At 34.8% G+C, this 21501-nt stretch carries 16 protein-coding genes and 1 pseudogene; 8 read left to right on the top strand and 9 right to left on the bottom strand.

Annotated elements, in window-relative coordinates:
- Window positions 1–53: 53 nt before the first annotated feature.
- The 5 genes from ABEG63_RS10530 to ABEG63_RS10510 all read right to left on the bottom strand — a co-directional run bounded on the left by ABEG63_RS10530 (window position 54) and on the right by ABEG63_RS10510 (window position 7114).
- Window positions 54–734 (bottom strand): hypothetical protein, encoded by a 681-nt coding sequence (locus ABEG63_RS10530; protein ID WP_346584606.1) that lies wholly within the window; start codon window positions 732–734, stop codon window positions 54–56.
- A 10-nt stretch (window positions 735–744) separates the two neighbouring features.
- Window positions 745–1302 carry a 2Fe-2S iron-sulfur cluster-binding protein gene (locus ABEG63_RS10525; RefSeq protein WP_346584605.1) on the bottom strand — a complete coding sequence of 186 codons (558 nt, stop codon included), beginning with the start codon at window positions 1300–1302 and terminating at the stop codon, window positions 745–747.
- 512 nt (window positions 1303–1814) lie between these two features.
- Window positions 1815–3242: a RagB/SusD family nutrient uptake outer membrane protein gene (locus ABEG63_RS10520; RefSeq protein ID WP_346584603.1), complete on the bottom strand. Its 1428-nt coding sequence runs from the start codon at window positions 3240–3242 to the stop codon at window positions 1815–1817.
- 12 nt (window positions 3243–3254) lie between these two features.
- Window positions 3255–6044: a SusC/RagA family TonB-linked outer membrane protein gene (locus tag ABEG63_RS10515; protein WP_267406518.1), complete on the bottom strand. Its 2790-nt coding sequence runs from the start codon at window positions 6042–6044 to the stop codon at window positions 3255–3257.
- Between the two features lie 281 nt (window positions 6045–6325).
- Window positions 6326–7114, bottom strand: a complete 789-nt coding sequence (locus tag ABEG63_RS10510) for an SDR family oxidoreductase (protein WP_346584601.1) — start codon at window positions 7112–7114, stop codon at window positions 6326–6328.
- Window positions 7115–7218: 104 nt separating this feature from the next.
- Between ABEG63_RS10510 and ygiD the strand changes: the two are divergent.
- The 6 genes and pseudogenes from ygiD to ABEG63_RS10480 all read left to right on the top strand — a co-directional run bounded on the left by ygiD (window position 7219) and on the right by ABEG63_RS10480 (window position 15060).
- Window positions 7219–7998, top strand: a pseudogene (gene ygiD, locus ABEG63_RS10505) (4,5-DOPA dioxygenase extradiol).
- Window positions 7995–8726 (top strand): alpha/beta fold hydrolase, encoded by a 732-nt coding sequence (locus tag ABEG63_RS10500; protein WP_346584599.1) that lies wholly within the window; start codon window positions 7995–7997, stop codon window positions 8724–8726. Before ygiD ends, ABEG63_RS10500 begins: the two are co-directional and overlap by 4 nt.
- A gap of 205 nt (window positions 8727–8931) precedes the next feature.
- Window positions 8932–10671 (top strand): hypothetical protein, encoded by a 1740-nt coding sequence (locus ABEG63_RS10495; protein ID WP_346584597.1) that lies wholly within the window; start codon window positions 8932–8934, stop codon window positions 10669–10671.
- The gene (locus ABEG63_RS10490) at window positions 10629–11543 is read left to right on the top strand and encodes a T9SS type B sorting domain-containing protein (RefSeq protein ID WP_346584596.1); all 915 of its coding nucleotides are present in this window, start codon (window positions 10629–10631) and stop codon (window positions 11541–11543) included. The genes ABEG63_RS10495 and ABEG63_RS10490 overlap by 43 nt, the downstream gene beginning before the upstream one ends.
- 352 nt (window positions 11544–11895) lie before the next feature.
- Complete coding sequence (locus ABEG63_RS10485; RefSeq protein ID WP_346584594.1) at window positions 11896–14250, top strand: TonB-dependent receptor; 2355 nt, start codon at window positions 11896–11898, stop codon at window positions 14248–14250.
- 3 nt (window positions 14251–14253) lie between these two features.
- On the top strand, window positions 14254–15060 hold the full coding sequence (locus ABEG63_RS10480; protein ID WP_346584592.1) for a DUF4249 domain-containing protein: 807 nt from the start codon (window positions 14254–14256) through the stop codon (window positions 15058–15060).
- A 285-nt stretch (window positions 15061–15345) separates the two neighbouring features.
- Here ABEG63_RS10480 and ABEG63_RS10475 read toward each other — a convergent pair whose 3' ends face one another.
- Window positions 15346–16146 (bottom strand): HAD family hydrolase, encoded by an 801-nt coding sequence (locus ABEG63_RS10475; RefSeq protein WP_346584590.1) that lies wholly within the window; start codon window positions 16144–16146, stop codon window positions 15346–15348.
- Between the two features lie 296 nt (window positions 16147–16442).
- Complete coding sequence (locus tag ABEG63_RS10470) at window positions 16443–17315, bottom strand: AraC family transcriptional regulator (protein WP_346584588.1); 873 nt, start codon at window positions 17313–17315, stop codon at window positions 16443–16445.
- 156 nt (window positions 17316–17471) lie between these two features.
- Here ABEG63_RS10470 and ABEG63_RS10465 point away from each other — a divergent pair, with 156 nt between their 5' ends.
- Window positions 17472–18068, top strand: coding sequence for a hypothetical protein (locus tag ABEG63_RS10465; protein WP_346584587.1), 597 nt, complete (start codon window positions 17472–17474; stop codon window positions 18066–18068).
- Between the two features lie 672 nt (window positions 18069–18740).
- Here the strand turns inward: ABEG63_RS10465 and ABEG63_RS10460 are convergent.
- Together ABEG63_RS10460 and ABEG63_RS10455 are read right to left on the bottom strand one after the other, a co-directional pair.
- The gene (locus ABEG63_RS10460; protein WP_346584585.1) at window positions 18741–18887 is read right to left on the bottom strand and encodes a hypothetical protein; all 147 of its coding nucleotides are present in this window, start codon (window positions 18885–18887) and stop codon (window positions 18741–18743) included.
- Window positions 18888–19343: a hypothetical protein gene (locus tag ABEG63_RS10455; RefSeq protein ID WP_346584583.1), complete on the bottom strand. Its 456-nt coding sequence runs from the start codon at window positions 19341–19343 to the stop codon at window positions 18888–18890.
- 462 nt (window positions 19344–19805) lie between these two features.
- Between ABEG63_RS10455 and ABEG63_RS10450 the strand changes: the two genes are divergently transcribed.
- The gene (locus ABEG63_RS10450) at window positions 19806–21377 is read left to right on the top strand and encodes a sigma-54 dependent transcriptional regulator (RefSeq protein ID WP_346584582.1); all 1572 of its coding nucleotides are present in this window, start codon (window positions 19806–19808) and stop codon (window positions 21375–21377) included.
- Window positions 21378–21501 lie beyond the last annotated feature (124 nt).

Here is a 21501-nt window from a genome sequence, read left to right as displayed (position 1 = left end):
ATTATTTTTATTGATTCCGAGAAACCTATTCAATTTAAACAGTATAAATACTATTAATGATGGTGTACTTTTTGGTGTTGTTTTGCAGCTTCATTTCTCATTCTTATAATTTCAGGATTTAATTCAAAAGATTTATTCAGTATTTCTTCACTAGACAATTTAGCAATCATATTATAGTCTTGCTTAAAATCAGTTACTAAAATATTTTTGATTCTATTAATTTCAGCTTTTTTAAATTCAGATTCTTCATAATTACTTTTAAAATGTTTAAACATCAAATAAGGATGTTTATATTCATACTGAATGTTTAAGTTTTTTAAATCTCTTTCACTTCTATGTAAATAATAACCAAGCCTTTTCCAAGAAAATGTTATTTGTTGTTTAGCAATTCTTGTGGCATTCCAATCTTTTAACTCATACATTAAAACTACTCCCAATGAGTCTGAATAATTTTTTATCCTTTCTTTTATATAATGATTTTCCTTCAGAGATTTGTTGAAGGAATTATTATCTATTAAAATCTTGAAATCTTTATTTAAATATTTAAAGGAATGTGCTAAATAATCAATTTTCAACAAACTATCTACTTTTATTTGACTGTTTTCTTTTTCAACTGAAGAAATAATAGAATCTATAAATTGATCATTATTTTCTTTCTGTACCAAAACGTCTTTTTTCTGTGAACATGCTGATAATAAAATTACCCCTAAAACTGTTGTTAGGGATAATTTCATTTTTTTATAATTAAACATCAGGTAAAGTGTCTTCTTGATGTGTTTCTAATGTACAATCACTTAATGCATATCCTACACATAATAATCGATACCCTAAATCTAACTGCCCATCAGTTAAGAAATTGTTCAAAGTATTATCTACATCACCAGACACGAGTTTGGCAACACAGCTACTACTGGATCCCGCTCTGTCACATATTGGTAAGTCGATTCCATCTTCGTTTGCTTGATCATAAATATAAGTACTTTCATCACAATCAATCGTATGCTCACCATCAGGCATAATTAGCTTAACCTTGAAGGCATAAGGAGTTAATTTACTTTGGGTTTTCTTAATTTTGGTATCAGCGATAAACAATTTTCTTTTTATTACTTCGTTATAAAAATTCTCAGCACTTCCATACTTTACAATAAGTTTGTTTTTTTGATCTTGCGAGAAAGGTTTTTTCATGTTTAAAAGTTGTTCAACCTTTTCAAAATCATTTTCTTGAGCAATATTTTCATTATTGCTGCAACTGTTAAAAACTGTAAGGGCAGATAATAGCCCAATAGTCCAAAACTTTTTCATATTTTATTATTTTGTTATTAGTTTGCTTCTTTTAGCAAATATTTTATTATTCACAAATATTAGAAATAAATATTATTTATCAAAACTTCATTTAAAAAAATATTTTTGATGAATAATAAAAATAGCTTTTAAGATTATATAGAAACGATTGGTAAAAAATGACATGACAAATATCACTTCTTTTAATAAGGAATAATCGGAATAATGTGAATTAAACTCCCAACTCTTTTAAATAGCTTACATCCACAAAATACTCTCTGTTTTTGGAGAATTAATAGTAATAGTAATAGTAATAGTAATAGTAATAGTAATAGTAATAGTAATCTACCGAATTGGTCTTCACATAGGAGTTTTAATTTCTCGGCCTCGCTTTATTTATACTAAAACAATATATTACTTAGCTCCTCTTCATGTGCAATCAGTTTTTTAATTCGATCAGGATAAGTTTAGACAAAAAAACCTTCCGAGACAAATGCATCGGAAGGTTTACATTAAAATATATTAATATTCTGCTAATATCCTGGGTTTTGTTGCATGTTGCTGTTGACCTCCAGGGCTGCCTGAGGAATCGATGCCACAAACTTATCATTTGGATAAGAAGGACTGCAGTTGGTAGAGATGCAACCATTATTTCTTACAATATTTTTGTGATTTCTCATCAAATCAAAAAAGTATAGGTTTTCGAAGGCAAATTCTTTTCGCTTTTCTTCAATAAGTACATCAATCGTTATAGAATTCAGAGTATTAAGTCCTGCTCTGTTTCGAATGATATTGATGTCTGCCAATGCCTGAGCGGTGTTCCCTAAATGAAGAGCGGCCTCAGCACGGATGAAATAGAGTAAGCTAAACCTGTAGACTATATTCGTTGTTGTTCCATTATGTTTTTTAGTGAAATGATATGGAAGACTTGCAGTTCCCGCTGAGCTTTTAGTACTGATATTATAAGTATCAAACAGCTGTTTTCTTAGATCATCCTGACTGTACATATTATATACATCATTAGAAGCTGAGTACAATGGCCATGTTTGGGTTTCGTCTCCTATTGCCTTGACAAAAGTGTATATTAATGACAATGGAGAATCATTTTCATCTGTATTTGCCAACTCCCAAATAGATTCAGCATTTCCCCAATTATTTACCAAATCACTTTGAGCCGTTAATTGTAAACCCGAATTATTGATAATGTCTGTACTGTAATCATAAGCTTTTTGCCAGTCATTTCTGTATAATGCTATTTCAGCAGCAATGGCCTTTAAAGCAACAGGAGTGATAAAATTCTTGCTTTCTCCCGCAGGAATAGCTTTGTCTGGTTGAATCAAGCTTAAAGCACTATCAATATCATCTTGCAGCAAAGCAAAGGTTTCTGCTGTGGTTTTTCTTGAAGGATAATCAACTCCCACTTTTAATGGCTCAGTATTATAAACTATTCCAGGATGAGACGCATTAGAAGTGTAGGTATAATTTTGAGCATAATATTTAAACAACTGAAAATGTGAAAATGCTCTTAATGCCAATGCCTCAGCTTTAATTTCATTAATTTCCTGATCTGTAGCATCTGGCAAGGCATCTGCATATTGCAAAATTAAATTAACATTATTAATCAGCTGATAACTGCTACTATAAATCCCTGAAATATTGCTACTCGCTGGCTGATCATCAAAATTATAAATTCTAACAACTCTTGTAGGAATACTTATTATGCTTGTAGAAGAAGGCGTAAATGCTATATTTCCTGAAAGCAGATCTCCATAAATATAGGAAGCCTCACTATTGTATGTAAAACGTACCTGATAATAGGCTCCGTTTAATGCCTGTAGCATTCCTTTTTTATTACTAAGCTGATCTACAATAGAAATCTGTTCCACGGGCTCACTAACAAGAAAGTCACTACATGAAACCACCGACATCAAAAAAACAGTACCTACAATTATTTTTTTCATAAATTTTTTGATTTAAAAATTAAACTTAACTCCAAAACTGAAAGTTCTCATCTCTGGATATAAATACCTGAATTCCCTTATTCCATTTTTTCCTGCAGGAGATTTTTCTTTATACCAATACAAAACATTGGTGCAGTCGGCAAAAATACTAGCGCTTTTAATAAAACTGTTTTTTATGCTGTGAAGTGGAAGCTGGTAATTTAAATTAATGTTCTGAAGCTTAACATAGGTATTATCGTATAAATGCTTTGTACTGTTGGGAACAATTTTAGCATTGCTTTTAGGAATATGATTGATTGCAGAGATATCACCGGCACCCGTCCAATAATCTAAAGCATTAACGCTCATATTTCTGTTAGATAAAATATTATATTGATCTATAAGTTCTCCGGCTACCAATACATCTCCTCCAATTTCAAAGTTTATTAAAAATGAAAGGCTAATATTTTTATAGCGCATAGTATTACTAAACCCGCCAATGGCATCTGGTTGTGAATTACCTATTATCGTGTAGGTAGAAGAATTAGCAGTAAATTGATTAGCATCCGTAGGAACTCCATTAACCATGAAGATATCCTGGCCGTTATCCGGATTGATGCCCAACCATTGGTATCCCCAAATTGCAGAGGTTGAAACTCCAATTTTTTGGGCTCTCGCCATAGCTGCAGTAGAATACTGATCTTCAAGGCCTAATAAATAGGTCACTCTATTTTTTACCGTGGAAATATTAAACATTGAGCTCCATTTGAAGTTTGGTGTTGTGATCCAATTTCCACGCATGGATATTTCAATACCTTGATTATACATAGCTGCCCCGTTGATTTCTGCAGAGCTATATCCTGTTTCTAAAGGAACTTCTCTGCTTACAATCATATCTGAAATATTATTTCTATAAACTTCAACGGTGAAATCTAATTTTTTGAATAGCGTAAAGTCAACACCTATATTCAACTTTTCATTTTTTTCCCATGAAAGCATACGATTCGGAGGTGATGAATTTTCCGGATAAGCATAATCATAGTCGTAGGTAAAGCCATTTTGATACAATTTGTATAAACCTGAGGAACGATAGCTTCCAATTCGTGAATTTCCCGTTATTCCCCAAGATCCTCGAAGCCTCAAAAAGTTTAAAACAGAGTTATTTTTAAGAAAATTTTCTTTTGAAATCAACCAAGAGGCACCCACCCCACCATTCATAGCAGCTTTTGTATCCGTACCAAATGCAGAACTTTCATCTCTTCTCATACTTGCTGAAAGAAAATATTTTTTATCATAATCATAATTCAATTGTGAGAAAAAACTTCTTCCGCTATCTCTTAAAGTAAGCGTTCTGGTAGTATAATTTGAACCCTTGGAAGGATCCTGATAATTGATGAAATCTTCAAAGTTGGTTCCGCTTCTATATTCTTTGGAATCTTTATTTTGTCTTAGCTCCATTCCTACCAAAATATCTGCATGATGTTTTTTAAGAAAATTCTTTTCATACATCAGGTGTGAACTCCAGTTCCATTTTTCGCCATCCGAATCATTCAATCGGCTTCTCCCTAATATCTTATTAGCAATTCCACTTTGGTTCAATCCCGATCTCCAATCAATATTTTCTTTTTTGGATAGATCTACACCGAATAAACTGCTTATTTTAAGATCTTTTAAAAGTTCATAACTGACATTTAAGCTTGACAGCAATGAATTATTTTTAATATTGACTAAATTTTGATTTGCTGCTGCTAAAGGATTAGGAATTCCTGTATTTCCGGACAGCGCATAATCTCCATTTTCATCATAGGCAGCTCTGTTGGGTGCCAGAATAAAATTGAAATAGGTATTAGGCTGATTTTTATCCAAATTATTATAAGCAGCATAAAGACTAACCTGAAGCTTTTTATAATTAAACCCTATGGTAGCATCAATTCCTTTTTTCTCTAATGAATTCATGATCTTAGATTCATTATTATTGGAATAATCCAAACCAACACGGTACGTAATATATTTCCCACCCCCGCTGGTTGTTAAATTGGTTCTGAAAAAATCGCCATTGCCATTCATTAAATCAAACCAGTTGACATCTACTCCATTCCACTCTACCCCACTTCCCGGTTTATTATTATTCTGAAAGTCTCTGAAAAGTTGTGAATACTGTTGTCCACTCAAATATTTTATTTTGTTGATGCTTTGTGAAACACCATACTGGCTAGTGAGTGAAAATTGAGGTATTTTACTCTTTTTACCTTTTTTAGTTGTAATTAATATCACTCCGTTAGCAGATTCAGCACCATACAAAGCTACAGCCGCCGCATCTTTTAGAATATTTATGCTTTCTACATTATCAGAATTAAATCTTGCCAGTGGATTAATATTCATTTCTGCATTTTCACCTCCATCAAAACTTGCTGCATCAAAACCATTATCTTCTCTCATGATAACGCCATCTACTACGATTAAAGGCTGGGTTGATGTTCCGAACTTTTTAGTAGTTTGAACTAAAGAACCAAGCCCTCTGATATTAATACTCACAGGCTTCCCCAACTCCGTATTATTCACAATCTGAACACCCGGCGCCTGTCCGGCAATCATCTTATCAATACTTTCATACGGTTGTGAAGTCTGAATATCTTTTTCTGTAAGCGTCACGATGGAGCCGACAACCTCTTCTTTCAGTTTTTGGGTTCCGTACGAAGAGGTAACAATTACCTCTTCAATCGATTGCACTTTTAACGAATCATTTTTTAAGTTTGATGAAGTTTGGGCATTGATGTAAACGGCACCACAAATCATCAGAATGCTTGCGACAGATTTATTCATTACAGCTGAATGAGATTAATTTAAAATAAAAGAATATTGATAATTTTCCGAATTAGAACCATCGTTAAAAGCCTGACTTTGTGAAATATAACTAGAAATAAAATGATAGTGTTGAAAAACCTTCCTCATGAAAATCTTAATTAGAATCAATAAAAATAATTACAAATCTAGGTATTTTTATTGAATTAAAAAGTGTTAAAAATCATCTTTTGTTTCATAATGAAGCATAAAAAACCTCTAACCCAACGGATTAAAGGCATAAATTATATAAAAATTAATTTTTAATAAGAATTATTGAGTCCACCATCCAAAGGAATGTTCGTTCCTGTAAGATAAGCAGCATAATCTGAAGCTAAAAAAGTAACCAAATGTCCATACTCTTCTGTTTTTCCAAGCCTTTTCATCGGAATTTTACTTTCTCTTCCCTTTTTTATTTCTTCAACAGATTTACTGGTTTGCTCAGCCTCGTGATTAATCAATTTTTTAATACGATCTGTGTCAAAAAAGCCCGTCAAAATATTATTTACTGTTACATTATACTGTGCCACTTCATTTGCCAATGTCTTTGCCCACGCTGCCGTCGCAGAACGTATAGAATTTGATAACACCAGATTATTGATCGGTTCTTTTACCGATAAAGAAGAAACATTAATAATACGACCATGCTTTTGCTTAATCATATAAGGCAATGCTAAAGTTGTGGTTTCACAAACCACTTTAAAAACCAGATCAAAAGCTTTCTGATAATCATCCACCACTTTGTCTAAAGCAATTCCAGGCTCAGGGCCATTTGTATTATTCACCAGAATATCAATAGAATGATGCTGGAAATACTGAGTAATTATCTTTCTATACTGCTCAAAATTACCAAAATCTGCCACCAGATAATGATGTTTCTGATGAGCATTTACGATGGGAAGCGAAGCAACAAAACTTTTCAGCTTATCTTCATTTCGAGCCATCACCGTTACATTGGCACCACTTTTCGCCAGTTCAGAAGCAATTCCCGCTCCGATTCCCTGTGTGGCAGCCCCTACTAAAGCATTTTTTGAGGTCAGATCAATATTCATACGTTGTAATTTGAATTTAATGCATATAAAAGTAGTGAAAGATTTAAAATTTTCACTTACAAATTTTCTTTTTTAGGATCAATAACCTAGCGCCTACGGAACGAATGCCCGTTTTATTTCTGGGGCACGGCAATCCGATGAATGCGCTGGAAGACAATACTTTCACCCAAGGGTTTCAGGCAGTTGCCCAAAAACTTCCGAAACCAAGGGCAATATTATGTATTTCGGCACATTGGGAAACCAAAGGAACCTTTGTCACCGCCATGGAACATCCGGAAACCATTCATGATTTCGGAGGATTTCCTCAGGCTTTATTTGATGTGCAGTATTCTGCTCCCGGCAGCCCCGACCTGGCCTTGGAAACAAAAAAACTCATCTCATCTGTCGATATAGGTCTTACCGAAGAATGAGGTCTGGATCACGGATGCTGGACGGTTGTAAAATTTCTCTTTCCCCATGCTGATATTCCGATCATCGAAATGAGCATCGATTATACAAAAGAGCCGGAGTTTCATTATACATTAGGTAAAGAACTGGCCGCATTACGAAGAAAAGGCATCCTTATTATCGGAAGCGGAAATTCCGTACACAACCTCCGAATGGCAGCGTGGGACAAAATGATGACTCCCGGGTTCGGCTATGACTGGGCAATTACCGCCAACGAAAAATTAAAGCAGCTGATTACAGAAGGTGATCATAAATCTCTAATTCAGTATGATAAATTAGGAAAAGAGGTTCTGCTGTCTATTCCTACTCCTGAGCATTATCTTCCTCTGCTTTATATTTTAGGGCTTCAGGAAAAAGATGAAAAAGTAACGATTTTCAATGATGAGCTGGTGGGCGGTTCACTCAATATGATGTCCGTGAAAATTGATAAATCATGATAAAAACAAAACATCTGCTTTTATCTGCCTGTTCAGTTACCTTATTATTAATTTTTTTCAGTTTTAAAATGACAACAACTTCACCATCTCCCCGTTTACAGTATTTGATGAGAAAACCAAAAACATCTTCACCCAATCCACCGCTTATCATTCTTTTGCACGGCGTCGGAAGCAATGAAAAAAATATGTTTTCCTACTCAGAATCTTTACCTGATGATTTTCTCATCGTTTCGGCAAGAGGTCCATTAACATTGAGGGAAAACAGCTATGCCTGGTTTCAGGTGCAATTTACCCCAAACGGTTCTATCATCAATGAGCAACAGGCAGAAAATTCACGAAAAGAAATCATTAGATTTATTGATGATTTAAAGAAGATAGAACAATTTGATGAAAATAATGTCTATCTCGTAGGTTTCAGTCAGGGTGGAATTATGAGTTACAGCGTATCTCTCACCGCTCCCGAAAAAGTAAAAGGAATTGCCGTAATGAGCGGCCGACTTCTTCCTGAAGTAAAACCTCTCATTGCAAAAGATAACGAATTGCAGAAGCTTAAGATATTTATATCACACGGAACCCACGATTCGGTTTTGAAATTTCAATATGCCGTTGATGCTTTTGATTTTTTACAGTCGAAAAATTTACAGCCGCAGTTTCACAAATACAATGAAGATCATACCATCAACTCTTCCATGTTGTCTGATCTTAATCAATGGCTTACCGAAAAGTAATGAGCAAAAGCCTTACAATTTTTATTAATGTTATCAATAAAGTCAGTGAATATAAAAGTGCGCTGGCTTTATTTTTTTACCCAAAAACTAATTTTTTTATTAAAAATGATAATCCCCGATAACAAGATATTCGGAAATGATAATAAAAATTGGTGTACCACATAATTTTGCAGCGTTAATTTAGAATAATTAAAAATAAAATTTTATGTATACGATTGCACATCCCTTATTAAAAAAATTGGGAATCGGATTCGGATTACTTGTTTTGGGTAATTTACATGCTCAACAATGGGAAAATGTCGGAGGAGTGTCTACCGTTTCGGCGGGAGCAAGCAGCTTTAACAACTTGGTGATTGACAATGTAGGAAACTATTATCTTTCTTATTACGATCTTTCAGTTTCAAAAGGATCGGTTCAGAAATTTAACGGAACTTCATGGTCTTATGTAGGCGGAAGTGCTGGAATTACAACGAGCTACGCAACTTATAACTCATTATCCATTAACAATTCGGGAACAAATCTATATTATACCAATCAGGGAACAGGCTTTGAAGCAAGACAATTCGACGGATCTTCATGGGCAGTACTTCCCAAAGTAACCACCAGTACAACCAATTATCAGGCTTCGGCAGTTTCTCCTTCCAATGTATTATTTACTTACGGAAGCTACGGCAGCGGAACTGTAAAACGTTATGTAAACGGAGCTTGGGAACAAGTAGGAAACGCAGGATTTTCCAGCGGAGCCGAATTTGCAGAAATGGTAATCGGAACCAACAACATAGTTTATACGGCCAATGTTTCTTCAGGTTTAAAAGTATATCAAAATAATGTAAATGCTACCACTTCAGATGCTTGGACATTAGTAGGCGGAAGCAATGTTGATGGTGCTTCGTCAGGAGAACAATATTCATCAGATTTAGCTATTGATGCCAATAATAATCTTTATGTAGCGTATGTCTCTACGACTTCTGTCGGAAAAAAAGTAAACGTAAAGAAATTCGACGGAACTTCTTGGACACAGGTTGGAAACGCAGATTTCTCAAACGGAAAAACGCAATATGTAGCCTTGGCGGTAACAGATGCAGGAGTACCTTACGTGGTAGCGAGCAGATGGGAAGATGATAACTTTTTAAGAAATACAGCTTACAAACTAGACACAACAACTCAAAACTGGGAAACTTTCGGAGGAGATTTTGTTTCTACGGGAGAAGCTAAATACAATGATCTTGCGGTAGATAATACAAATAATTACCTTGTTTTAGCTTATTCTGAAGATAATACCATCGTTAAAAGAATTGCTTTGCCGGCAGATAATTCACAAGCCTGCAACAACGCAGATCCGGGGAGCAATCCTGGCAATATTGGCTGTGTTACTTTTCAGTATGCGGGGCAATCGGTTACATATAATACGGTAAGAGGTAATGACGGAAAAGTTTGGTTACAGCAAAACTTAGGAAGTACCAAAGTAGCGGAAAGTCTTACCGACGACAATGCTTACGGAGACTTCTTCCAATGGGGAAGATGGGCAGACGGGCATCAAAAAAGAAATTCACCATTGATCGGAACCCCTCCTAATCCAAATAATCCTCAGGGAATTGCCAACGGAAGTACTTCTTTCTATTCAGCGGGTTACAATTCAGCTTCAAACTGGTGGAAAAACGGGGCAACAACTGACAAATGGGACGGAGAAACCGCATCTTCAGCAAGCAGCACAACGGGAGTTGACCCTTGTAAAGCTATCGGAACCAACTGGAGATTGCCTACAGTAGATGAGATTGAAAATATTTTAAGTGTAGAAAACATTACAAATACAAGCTCGGCATTGGCAAGTAATTTAAAATTTGTTCCTGCCGGATATAAAGATTACAGCGGAATTTTCGATCCAGGAGTGAGACTTTATTTATGGTCTTCACAGGAACATTTAATCTTACTACAGCAGCAGTAACTACCGAAACAGGAATCACTAAAAAGTATTTCACCAGTTATAATGACGCCCTTGTAGAAATTAACGAAATTCCGAATCCGCTAGCCTATATTTCAGCCAACGGAACGGCGTATATTAAAGTCATCAACAGCAATGGTTGCGGAAGTATTGCGAAAGTAAATTTAAATGTTATTCCGCCTGTTTATTCTACAATACTGAAAGATCAGATCATCTGTATTGAAAATACTACCACTCTTGATGCTGGGGCTGGTTTTACTTCGTATCTATGGAGTACAGGAGCGACTACACAAAGCATTAGCAATGTCGGAGTTGGAACCTATTGGGTTGATCTGAAAACCGGAGACTGCGTTTTGAGACAGGAAGTAAAAGTCATCCCTTCAGAATCTCCCGTAATCAAGGAAATTCATCAGGAAGGCAATACTGCAACTGTTGAGGTAAAAGGCGGAAAATCTCCTTATCAATATTCATTAGACGGAATTAAATGGCAGGAATCTAATGTATTTTCGAACTTAATAAGAGGCGAAAATACGTTTTATGTAAAAGATTTTTACAATTGCGATCCTGTTGTCGTAATCGTTACGGTACCAAATCTGGTGAATGTAATTACTCCAAACGGTGATGGATACAACGATACGATTAATTATTCTGAACTTGGTTACAAGAAAAATTTATCATTCGTGATCTACGACCGATACGGGAATAAAATTTTTGAAGGAAACGCGTTCAACAATTATACATGGGACGGAACTATTCAGGGAAGAAAAGTACCTACCCAAACCTATTGGTATCATATTTCGTGGGACGAACCATCGAAAAAAGATAACCCGCAAATTAAATTGACGGGATGGATTTTGATGAAGAATAGAGATTGATGAGATTGGAAGCCAGAGGATGGAAGAAAGGAAGTGATGATGTTCATAAGAAAAAGATCTTTACTTGATTCTGAGTTTCTTTACACTTTCAGCATCCTGCCTCAAACTTCCCTCTAAATAAAAAAGTCTTTAAGCTCAGTGCTTAAGGACTTTTTTTTCGCCTTTAAACAATATTTTCAATCAACCTACGATAATATACTGTACCACATTTAAAAACTTTAACCAGTTTATTCAAATTACCCTTTACAATATAAAGGTATTGCGGGAAAAATTCATTTTCCGTTCATCTAAATTGGTCTAAAGAAAATTATATTTAATATTTTTAGATTTTCATCACATTAAACACCTATAAATGCAGACATTATCCTTGAAAATTGCCACTTCCGCAGCAGCAATTTGTTTCAGCACAATCGTTTTTGCGCAACAAAAGTACTCGGTAAGCGGCACTGTAAAAGATAAAAAGAATGGCGAATTACTGATCGGCATCACCGTGAAGGTTGCCGAAGATCCCACGATTTCAGTGGTTGCCAACGAGTACGGTTTTTATTCTTTATCGCTTCCAAAAGGAACGTATAACCTGATTGTTTCTAATCCGGGATATAAAGATTTTCAGCAAAGCATCAATGTTGAAGATAATATCAAACAAAATCTCGAACTGAGCTCCGGAGAGGAAGAAGAAAAAACAGAGGAAAGAACGGGAAAAATTGATGAAGTCGTGATTTCCGGCGTTAAAAAAGATAAAAACCTCACCTCCGCACAAATGGGGATGGAAACGTTAAGCATCAAAAACATCGAAAAACTTCCCGTTTTGTTTGGTGAAAAAGATGTAATGAAGACGATTCAGCTTTTGCCGGGAATTAAAAGTAATGGTGAAGGAAGCAGCGGTTTCAGCGTAAGAGGCGGCGCATCAGATCAAAATTTAATATTATTGGATGAAGCACCTGTTTATAATGCTTCTCACTTATTAGGCTTCTTCAGTACATTCAACAGTGATGCATTGAAAGATGCAAGCATCATCAAAGGAAATAGCCCGGCACAATACGGAGGTCGACTTTCTTCTGTGATGGATGTTAAAATGAAGGACGGAAATAACAAAGATTATAACGTAAACGGTGGAATTGGTTTAATCAGCAGTCGATTAAGCGTAGAAGGTCCTATTCAAAAGGAAAAATCATCATTTATCGTTTCGGGAAGAAGAACGTATGCCGATTTATTTTTAAAATCGACAGATGATTTCAAAGACAGTAAGCTTTATTTTTATGATTTAAATTTAAAGGCCAATTATCAGATCAATGATAACAACCGTCTTTATTTATCAGGATATTTCGGAAGAGATGTTTTGGGATTGGGCGACACTTTTTCAACCGATTGGGGAAATACGACGGCAACTCTTCGTTGGAACAGCATCATTAACAGTAAATTATTCTCAAATACATCATTAATTTACAGCAATTATAACTATAACGTAAGTTTAACCAGCAACGACAATACTTTCGGGTTGGATTCCCAAATTGAAGACTGGAATTTAAAGCAGGATTTCACATGGTTTGCAGGAAATAAACATTCGGTTCGTTTTGGATTACAGTCTATTTATCATACAATTACACCAAGCAGCGCTTCAGGAACTAGTGTCAGCAGTTTTCCGAGGAATCCTAGATCTTCTTGGGAAAATGCACTTTACATCAATGATGATTTTAAAGCAACTGAAAAATTAACCCTAAATTATGGATTAAGACTTTCCATGTTCAGTGTTTTGGGCGGCGACACTTTCAATACTTATGAAAACGGAAATCTTATCGGTTCTGAGTTTTTGGAAAAAGGAAAATTCGGGAAAACGTATGTGAATGTAGAGCCGAGAATTAGTGCTAATTATAGAATTAATGAAGTAAGCAGTATTAAAGGAGGGTATTCCAGAAACACGCAGAACCTTCATTTATTAAGCAACAGCGGCAGTGGAAATCCTACCGACCAGTGGATTGGGAGCAGTTACAGTGTAAAACCTGAAATTGCAGATCAGGTAAGCGTTGGCTACAGCAGAAATTTCAACAATAATAATTATGAATTGAATGCCGAGGTTTATTATAAATCTATGCAAAATCAAATCGATTTCAAAAACGGAGCCCAGATTTCATTTGATACGGCAGCCGATGTGGAAAGTGAATTGTTATTCGGAAAAGGAAGAGCTTACGGTCTTGAATTGATCGCCAAAAAGAAAAGCGGAAAACTGACCGGATGGATTTCTTATACTTTATCTAAAACCGAAAGAAAAATAAACGGAATTAACGATAACGACTGGTACAATGCCAGACAGGATAAAACCCACGATCTTTCTATTGTGGCAACCTATCAGCTGAATCCAAAATGGTCTTTCTCAGGATTATTCCTTTACAGCACAGGAAATGCAGTCACTTTCCCAACAGGAAAATATGAGCTGAACGGACAAACCGTATTCCAGTACAGCAACAGAAATGCCGACAGAATGCCAGCCTATCACAGAATGGATCTGAGTGCAACGTATGAACCGAGTGTAGGTTCCAACAAACGTTTCAAGGGATCCTGGTCGTTTGGTATTTATAATGTTTACGGACGTGAGAATGCCTACACCATTACCTTTGAAGATAATCCTGACAAGCCGGGAACAACCCGCGCTATGCAGACTTCCCTATTCCGTTGGGTACCCAACATCACTTATAATTTCAAATTTTAATTCATGAAAAATATATTTTTAATCATATTATCGCTGTTTTTATTGACCTCTTGTGAAAAGGAAATCGACCTCGATTTAAAAGATCAGAGCGGGCAAATTGTTATTGAAGGCAATGTAACTGATCAGGCAGGGCCGTATTTTGTAAAAATTACGAAGTCTGTGGCTTTTACAGAAGCCAATCAGTATCCTGCAATTGCCGATGCCGAGGTGATTTTAAGTGATAATTCAGGACAAACCGAAACCTTGCAATATGTAGGAAACGGAACCTATCAAACCTCTACTTTTGTGGGACAACCTGGAAACATTTATACTTTAAAAATCACTGCAGAAGGACAGCAATACACGGCACAAAGTACAATGCCCGATGCCGTGGATTTTGAAGATCTTGAACAGGATTCTTTTATGGTAGGCGGCGAAACGAGCTATACGCTTTTACCTGTTTTCACAGATCCTCCAGCGTTGGGAAACCGTTACCTTTTCAGCTATACAGTGAATAATAATCCAAAGAAATTTTTCTCAGAATTTTCTGATAATGTGAACAACGGAATGCCCAACCAAAGACCTTTGATCCTTCCTAATGACGATGAAGAAGTGGATGACATTAAAGTGGTTGTAGGGGATACCATTCATGTAGAAATGCAGTGTATCGACCAGAGTGTTTATACCTACTACTCTGCTCTTTTGCAGCTTTCGGGAGGTGGTCCTGGTGGTGGCGTGACTCCAACCAATCCACCGAGTAATATCAGCAATGGTGCATTGGGATATTTCTCTGCACATACGGTGAGAAAGAGAAGTACAGTAATTCAGTAAAATAAGAAAGGCTATTTCGCATTGAAATAGCCTTTTATTTTGATCTGATTTTTAGAATTAATCGACTCTTGCAGATTGAGCAGATTGATTTTTCAAAACCTTTAATTGATGAACACTAAGTCCGCAAAGTGCTTTGAAAACTAACCGTTTTAAGTTTCACCAAGTCGTTCTACTTATAAAAGCCCACAAAGATTTATTTCAAGATTATCGCATCATCTGTGAAAATGTGTGTCATCTGTGGGAAATAATAAAGCAGCAGCATTCGTGCATTCGCGGTAAAAAAAATTAATTGCTTTTCAGATATTCCTTAATAGTTTCCAGCACGCCAAATTGATCATTAGAGCAAGCTTCAAAGTTAGCCGCTTTTTTTACGGAAGGATGTGCATTTCTCATTGCATAAGAATATTTTGAGTTTTCAAGCATCTGAATATCATTCATATAATCTCCGAAAGCCATGGTTTGCTCCGGAGTAATATTTAATGATTTCTGAAGTTTCTCTAAAGCGATTCCTTTATTGATATTTTTATTCATGATATCAAGCCAGTACTGACCGGAAACTACCACTTCAAGATCATATTTTTCAAATTCTTTGGCAACAGGATATACATTTTGCTCCGAACCTTCGGGATGATAAATGGCGATCTTAAAAATACTGTCGTCCACAGGTTCTGTAAGATCCTCTCTCCTTTCATTATCCGTATAAAATTGTGAAATATAATCGATAAAATCCTGATTATCGGTTTCTACATAGGCTTTTTTCTTGCCTGATAAAACAGCCGTTGCTCCTGGAATGGTTCGGATTGCTTTGATGATTTCCGCAATATATTGTTGATCTAATTGATCCGCAAAAAGCTCTTCGTTTTTATAAATAACATACCCTCCGTTTTCTGCAATAAAAGCCATTTCGTTTTCAATATCTCCAAAATACTTAGTGATGCCCAACATCTGTCTGCCGCTCGCAGGAACGAACAGGATATTTCTTTTTTTCAGTTCTTCATAAATTTTCGGAAATTCCGGACTTACTTCGTGTGAAGAATTCAGAAAAGTTCCGTCCATATCCGTTACAATCAGTTTAATATCTTTCATAATGTTGTTCTGTGAAAATAATATTGAAATTTAAAGTAAAACTACTTAATTCATTTTTAAAATCTTGCCTTTTTGAAGATTTTTGTTATTTTTTATGACACAATTTTTTGTGGTATTTTTTAATTTTATCTAAATTTTATTGTTGATACAAATATCAATTTACCAACTCCCTCCTAGCCGTGATTGCAGCTTTGTTTGAGCTCATTTTATGAGTTTTGGGCGACGGCTGGCTTTGCCAGCCGTCGCCCAAAACTCATAAAATAGCGAGTGCGGAAAGCGCGAAAAAGCTCCTAAAACTATTCAATAAAAAAATTAAACTCTTTTCTGTACTGAGAAGGGTTTTTCTTCATATATTCTTTAAACGTTTTGTTGAAATAACTGAAATTATTAAAACCCGATTCAAAACAAACCTCAGTAATGCTCAAAGGCTTTTCAGCAAGCAGTTTCAGGGAATGTGTGATTCTATATTCATTCACGAACTGGGTAAATGTTTTATTGGTAATTTTTTTGAAATAACGGCAGAAAGACGGCACCTTCATATTCGCAAGATCTGCCACTTCATCCAGCGTAATCTGCTCTTTAAAATGGTCTTTTACATAATTAAAAATCAGGTTAATTCTCTCATTATCTTCTACCTGTGTCTGAAGATAATATTTTCCGGCATTCAAAATCCTGTAATCCTGTGTAGAAGCCAAAACATCAAGAATTTCGATGAATTTTACCAATCTGTCCAAAGAAGAAGATTCGTGCATTTCGACAATCTTTTTTCCGATTGATTTTTTGATAGTTTCGCTGAAAACAATACCCGCTTTTGCCTTTTCCAGCAAATTGGCAATTCTATGCATTTCAGGAAGTTCCCAAATCCCTTCCCCCAGAAAATCAGGCTTAAACTGAATCACCATTTCATAATCGTTATTCGTGTTTTCATTCGTCATCCCACAATGTGGAAGATTACTTCCCATCATCACTAGATCGCCATCTGTAAAATAGGAAATATTACTACCGATTTGCCTTTTTCCTGAACCTCCACATACGAAAATAAGTTCCACTTCGGGATGATAATGCCATACGTGAGACTTTATATTGTCATTTTTAAGAAATTTTAAACTCGTAAAACTGCTTCCTATATTCGGTTTTATCGCTTCAAAGGCTGGATTTGAATGTTTCATAACTAAATTAATAAATTCATGTACAAAATTAACAATTAATTTAAAATAAAACAATCGTTAGGGTAAAATAGAACATAAATATGAAAATTGTATTGTAGATTAAGATCATTGACTGTTCTAAATTTGCAGTATCAATAACAGATAAAAATTGTCATTATGAATAAAATATTAAAATCAGCTTTCCTTCTAGGATTTTTAAGCATCTCGGCAACTGCCATGAGCAAAGACAAAGATTTTTCTCTTTCTTTCGGAACGGCAAACGAAAAAACTGTAAATTTTGAAGTACTTAATGCGAAAAACATCTCTTTAGTAGTTTATAACGACACTTATGGAGAATTATTTTCCGAAAAATTAGGTACAGAAAATCATGTGGCAAAGTCGTATGATTTGAAAGATCTGAATTCCGGAACTTATTATCTGGTAGCAGAATCTGATCAGAAAATCGAAAAATATAGAATAAAAATCGGCAATAACAATACGCTTGAAATAGAAAAAACGCCTTTTTCAGAAATCAACAAACCGGAATATACGGTTTCAGGAAATGTAGCAAAACTTCACCTTTCCAATCTGAAAAGTAAAGCAACGATTTCCGTATCTGATTTTGCAGGAAACTCTTATTACACAGCAACAAAAAGTCCGGAAAACGGAGAGTTGGAAATGAGTTTTGACTTAAACCCTAAAACGGCTGATAAATACATCATCAGCGTTGAAGAAATGGGAAATGTTTTTAACAAAATAGTTACTCTTAACTAAAATTAAGAGATTCATATATTTCCGTATTTATATCGGAACTAAAATTTTACGTACAGTTAGTATTGAGGCAACTCTTCTTTCTTTAAATCACGGAGAATGAGTTGCCTTAATTTTTTTAATTGATAATGCTTTTATTTCCCACAGATCATACAGATTTTCAGGATCAGTTACAAAAATTGGGAAGTAAGCAAAAAGTTCGTATCCATCAAGTTTGTCATCCCTGTAGGGATCTAAGCATAGTATTAGAAAAAAGACTGAAACAATTCTTTATTTTCTCTTTAACGCTATCGGCCTTACATATCATTACACCAATTTTCGGTCGCGACGGCGTTTCACTCAGCAAATGATAGCAATACTTAACTCAGCTTAAATATTTGAACACAGAGCCAACAAAGTTTTTTTTTGACTATCAATTTTTTTAAGTTTCACAAAGCCATTCCATTTATAAAAGACAATAAAAAGTTTATCTACTTTCTCCCTAAGTTTTGAGATCGAGCCGATTTTCACAGATGATATGATCTGTATGCCATGAATGCTCAAATTTTAACGAATTGTTCTGTTTGTTCTTATTGTGAGACTTAAAAAAAATCTGCGTTATCTACCAAATCTGCGAGAGTATAAAACCTTCATGATCTGTACAAATTTGTGCAAAGATGATTACCTTCTTGTAGATTAATTATGATGCTTAAGATCCAGTTTTATCTTCTTCATATCTTCCAATTCATGAACAGGTCTTTCAATATCATAAGGAATCGGCATTTTTGAAAACATCTGAAAATACAATAAACATGCATTTTTCCACCAAACGGCATCCTTCACCTAAATTTTTAATTTAGACTGAACCGACCTAAACCTTTCCGCATCAACATACTTTTCCATTTTATCCCAAGTCTTCTGATATTCACGAACGTTCTGAACGCCCATATCATATTTGAAAGCCAATTCTTCCCACAATGTCTTTCCATTTTTCATTTTATAATTCCACGGAACATGATGAAACCATAAGATCAAATTTTCCGGACAGGTTTCTATATTTCCATAGATATTATTTAATGGAGAAAAATATTGCGAAACGGCATCACTTCCCGTTTTCGTTCTGTCAAACCCAATTCCGTTGGCATCTGCTTTATGATAATAAACCGGCGACCAGTCAGGTCTTCCACCTTGATAATCTCCCCAAGGTTCGGATCCGTAATGATGTCCCGACGCAAAAATATGGTGAAGTCCTGAAGGCATCATATAATCAACCGCCGTTTCGCGTGAAGAAAGCATCATGTAACATGACAAATATAAAAATTCAGTTGAATAAAAAAATAAATTGCAAACTATCTACTGTTTATCAACCACTTACTTATCTATTTTTAATGACAACTATACCATAAATTTAATGATAAGATTATCATAAAAAACATGATATAATTTTTATAAATCATTAAAAAATAAAACTTTAACTCAAAAAAAAATAAATCTTTCTTTTCATTAAATTTATGATAAGAAAAAACATAAAATATTTTAATATTTTTTTTAAAAATAATGATCAAAAACATCAATTTTGATATAAAATGATTAGAATTAGAGAAATTATTTTACCCAATTTTCACACTGGCATTACAATTTTGTGAATCAGTGAAAAATGACATCAAAAATTGAGATACAATCTAAAGTTCCGAAAATATAAACAACCCATTATAAAAACTCGTTTGGATTGATTACCTTTAAACTTTCTTTTCATTAACTATGGATAAACAGTCAGATCAGCACCTTCTTCTTATGAAACGGCTTCAGGAAATGCAGAAAGAGCAACTGACAATATCTGCCTTAAATCTTTCTTTTGCTAAAGTTTTAGACCAAAAAGAATTTCATCTTATTTTGAATCAAAATTTTAAAAATGAAGTAAGATGTAATGAAATTATCATTCTGAAAGCTGAAAATTCCACTGTTAAAAGTTTTTACAGCAGTTTTTCAATAGAAAAAGATCAGGAAAAACCAATGGATCTCTATTTTGAGCAATGTTTACAATCTCCGGAGCCCATTTTATTTGATTTAAAAGATCTCTCTGAAAAGAATGATTCTGCCCCTTTTTACTGTAAAACAGCAAAAAGTTTAGGAATGCGAATGGCGGTGGGTTTTTCCTTACCTTCCATTCAGAAAAGTCAGGAAGTTGTTTTTCTATTTTATAAGAATTTTATTTTGACAGACGATATCCGCGAAAGAATTTTAGAAGGAATTTCCACCCAACTTTCGATTACGATTAGGAATATTTCTATTCAGCAACAATTAAAATTATTTCAAAATCATCCAATTTCTTCTGCACCAGAAATTAATACTGAAAAACAGGAAGCTAAAAAGGGATTTCACGGAATTATCGGCGACAGCGATATGATGCAGAAAGTATATGAACAGATTTCACAGGTGGCTCCTTCTCAGTCTAATGTCATTATTTATGGTGAAACGGGAACAGGAAAAGAACTGATAGCTAACGCCATCCATGAACTTTCTGATGCTTCAAATCAACCCATGATCCGGATCAATTGTGCAGCAATTCCAGCCCATCTTATTGAGTCTGAACTTTTCGGACACGAAAAAGGCAGCTTTACCGGAGCCACCGAACAACGCAAAGGAAAATTTGAACAGGCACACAATAGCACCATCTTTTTAGATGAAATTGGCGAACTTCCTCTGGAACTTCAAGGGCGCTTACTGAGGGTTTTACAGGAAAAAGAAATCGAAAGAATCGGCGGAAATCAAAGAATAAAAGTGAATGCTCGAGTAATTACCGCCACGAACAGAAATCTGGATCATGAAGTGGAGAAAGGTAATTTCAGAAGTGATCTTTTTTACCGACTGAATGTTTTTCCAATTCACCTTCCGCCTTTAAGAGACAGAAAAGAGGATATTCCGTTGCTGGCTAATTTTTTTCTTGAAAAACATTCTGAAAAATTAGGGAAGAAAGTGAAAGGTTTTTCTAAAAAAGTGATGGATTCCATGATTGAAAATTCATGGTTAGGAAATATCCGTGAACTCGAAAATATGGTAGAACGAAGTATTCTGACCACGAAAACAGCTACTATCACAGAAATGGCTTTTCCGAAAACGGTTGAAACTAAAAATACGGAAGATCATTTTCAAATTAAACCTCTTTATGAATTTGAAAAGGAATATATTGTAAAAGTCGTGGAAAAATGCAAGGGCAGAATTTCCGGTAAAAATGGAGCTGCCGTTTTGCTGGGATTACCTTCTACCACGTTGATTTCTAAAATGCAGAAATTGGGTATTGAGAAAAAGCACCATTTCAAAAAAATTGAATAATTTTTTAACCATTAAGAACATTTAAGTTATTAAAGTTTAATGAAGAAAATTTTATAGGCTTTATAAACATTATACTGAAAAGCGAAGCTAATCTTAATATTCTAAACTTCTTAATCAAAATCTT

This window comes from Chryseobacterium sp. C39-AII1 (genome assembly GCF_039672645.1).
In the GTDB taxonomy this organism is placed as follows: Bacteria; Bacteroidota; Bacteroidia; order Flavobacteriales; family Weeksellaceae; genus Chryseobacterium.
The sequence above is the reverse complement of the archived record's forward strand: the minus strand, read 5'-3'. Positions and strand labels throughout refer to the sequence as shown.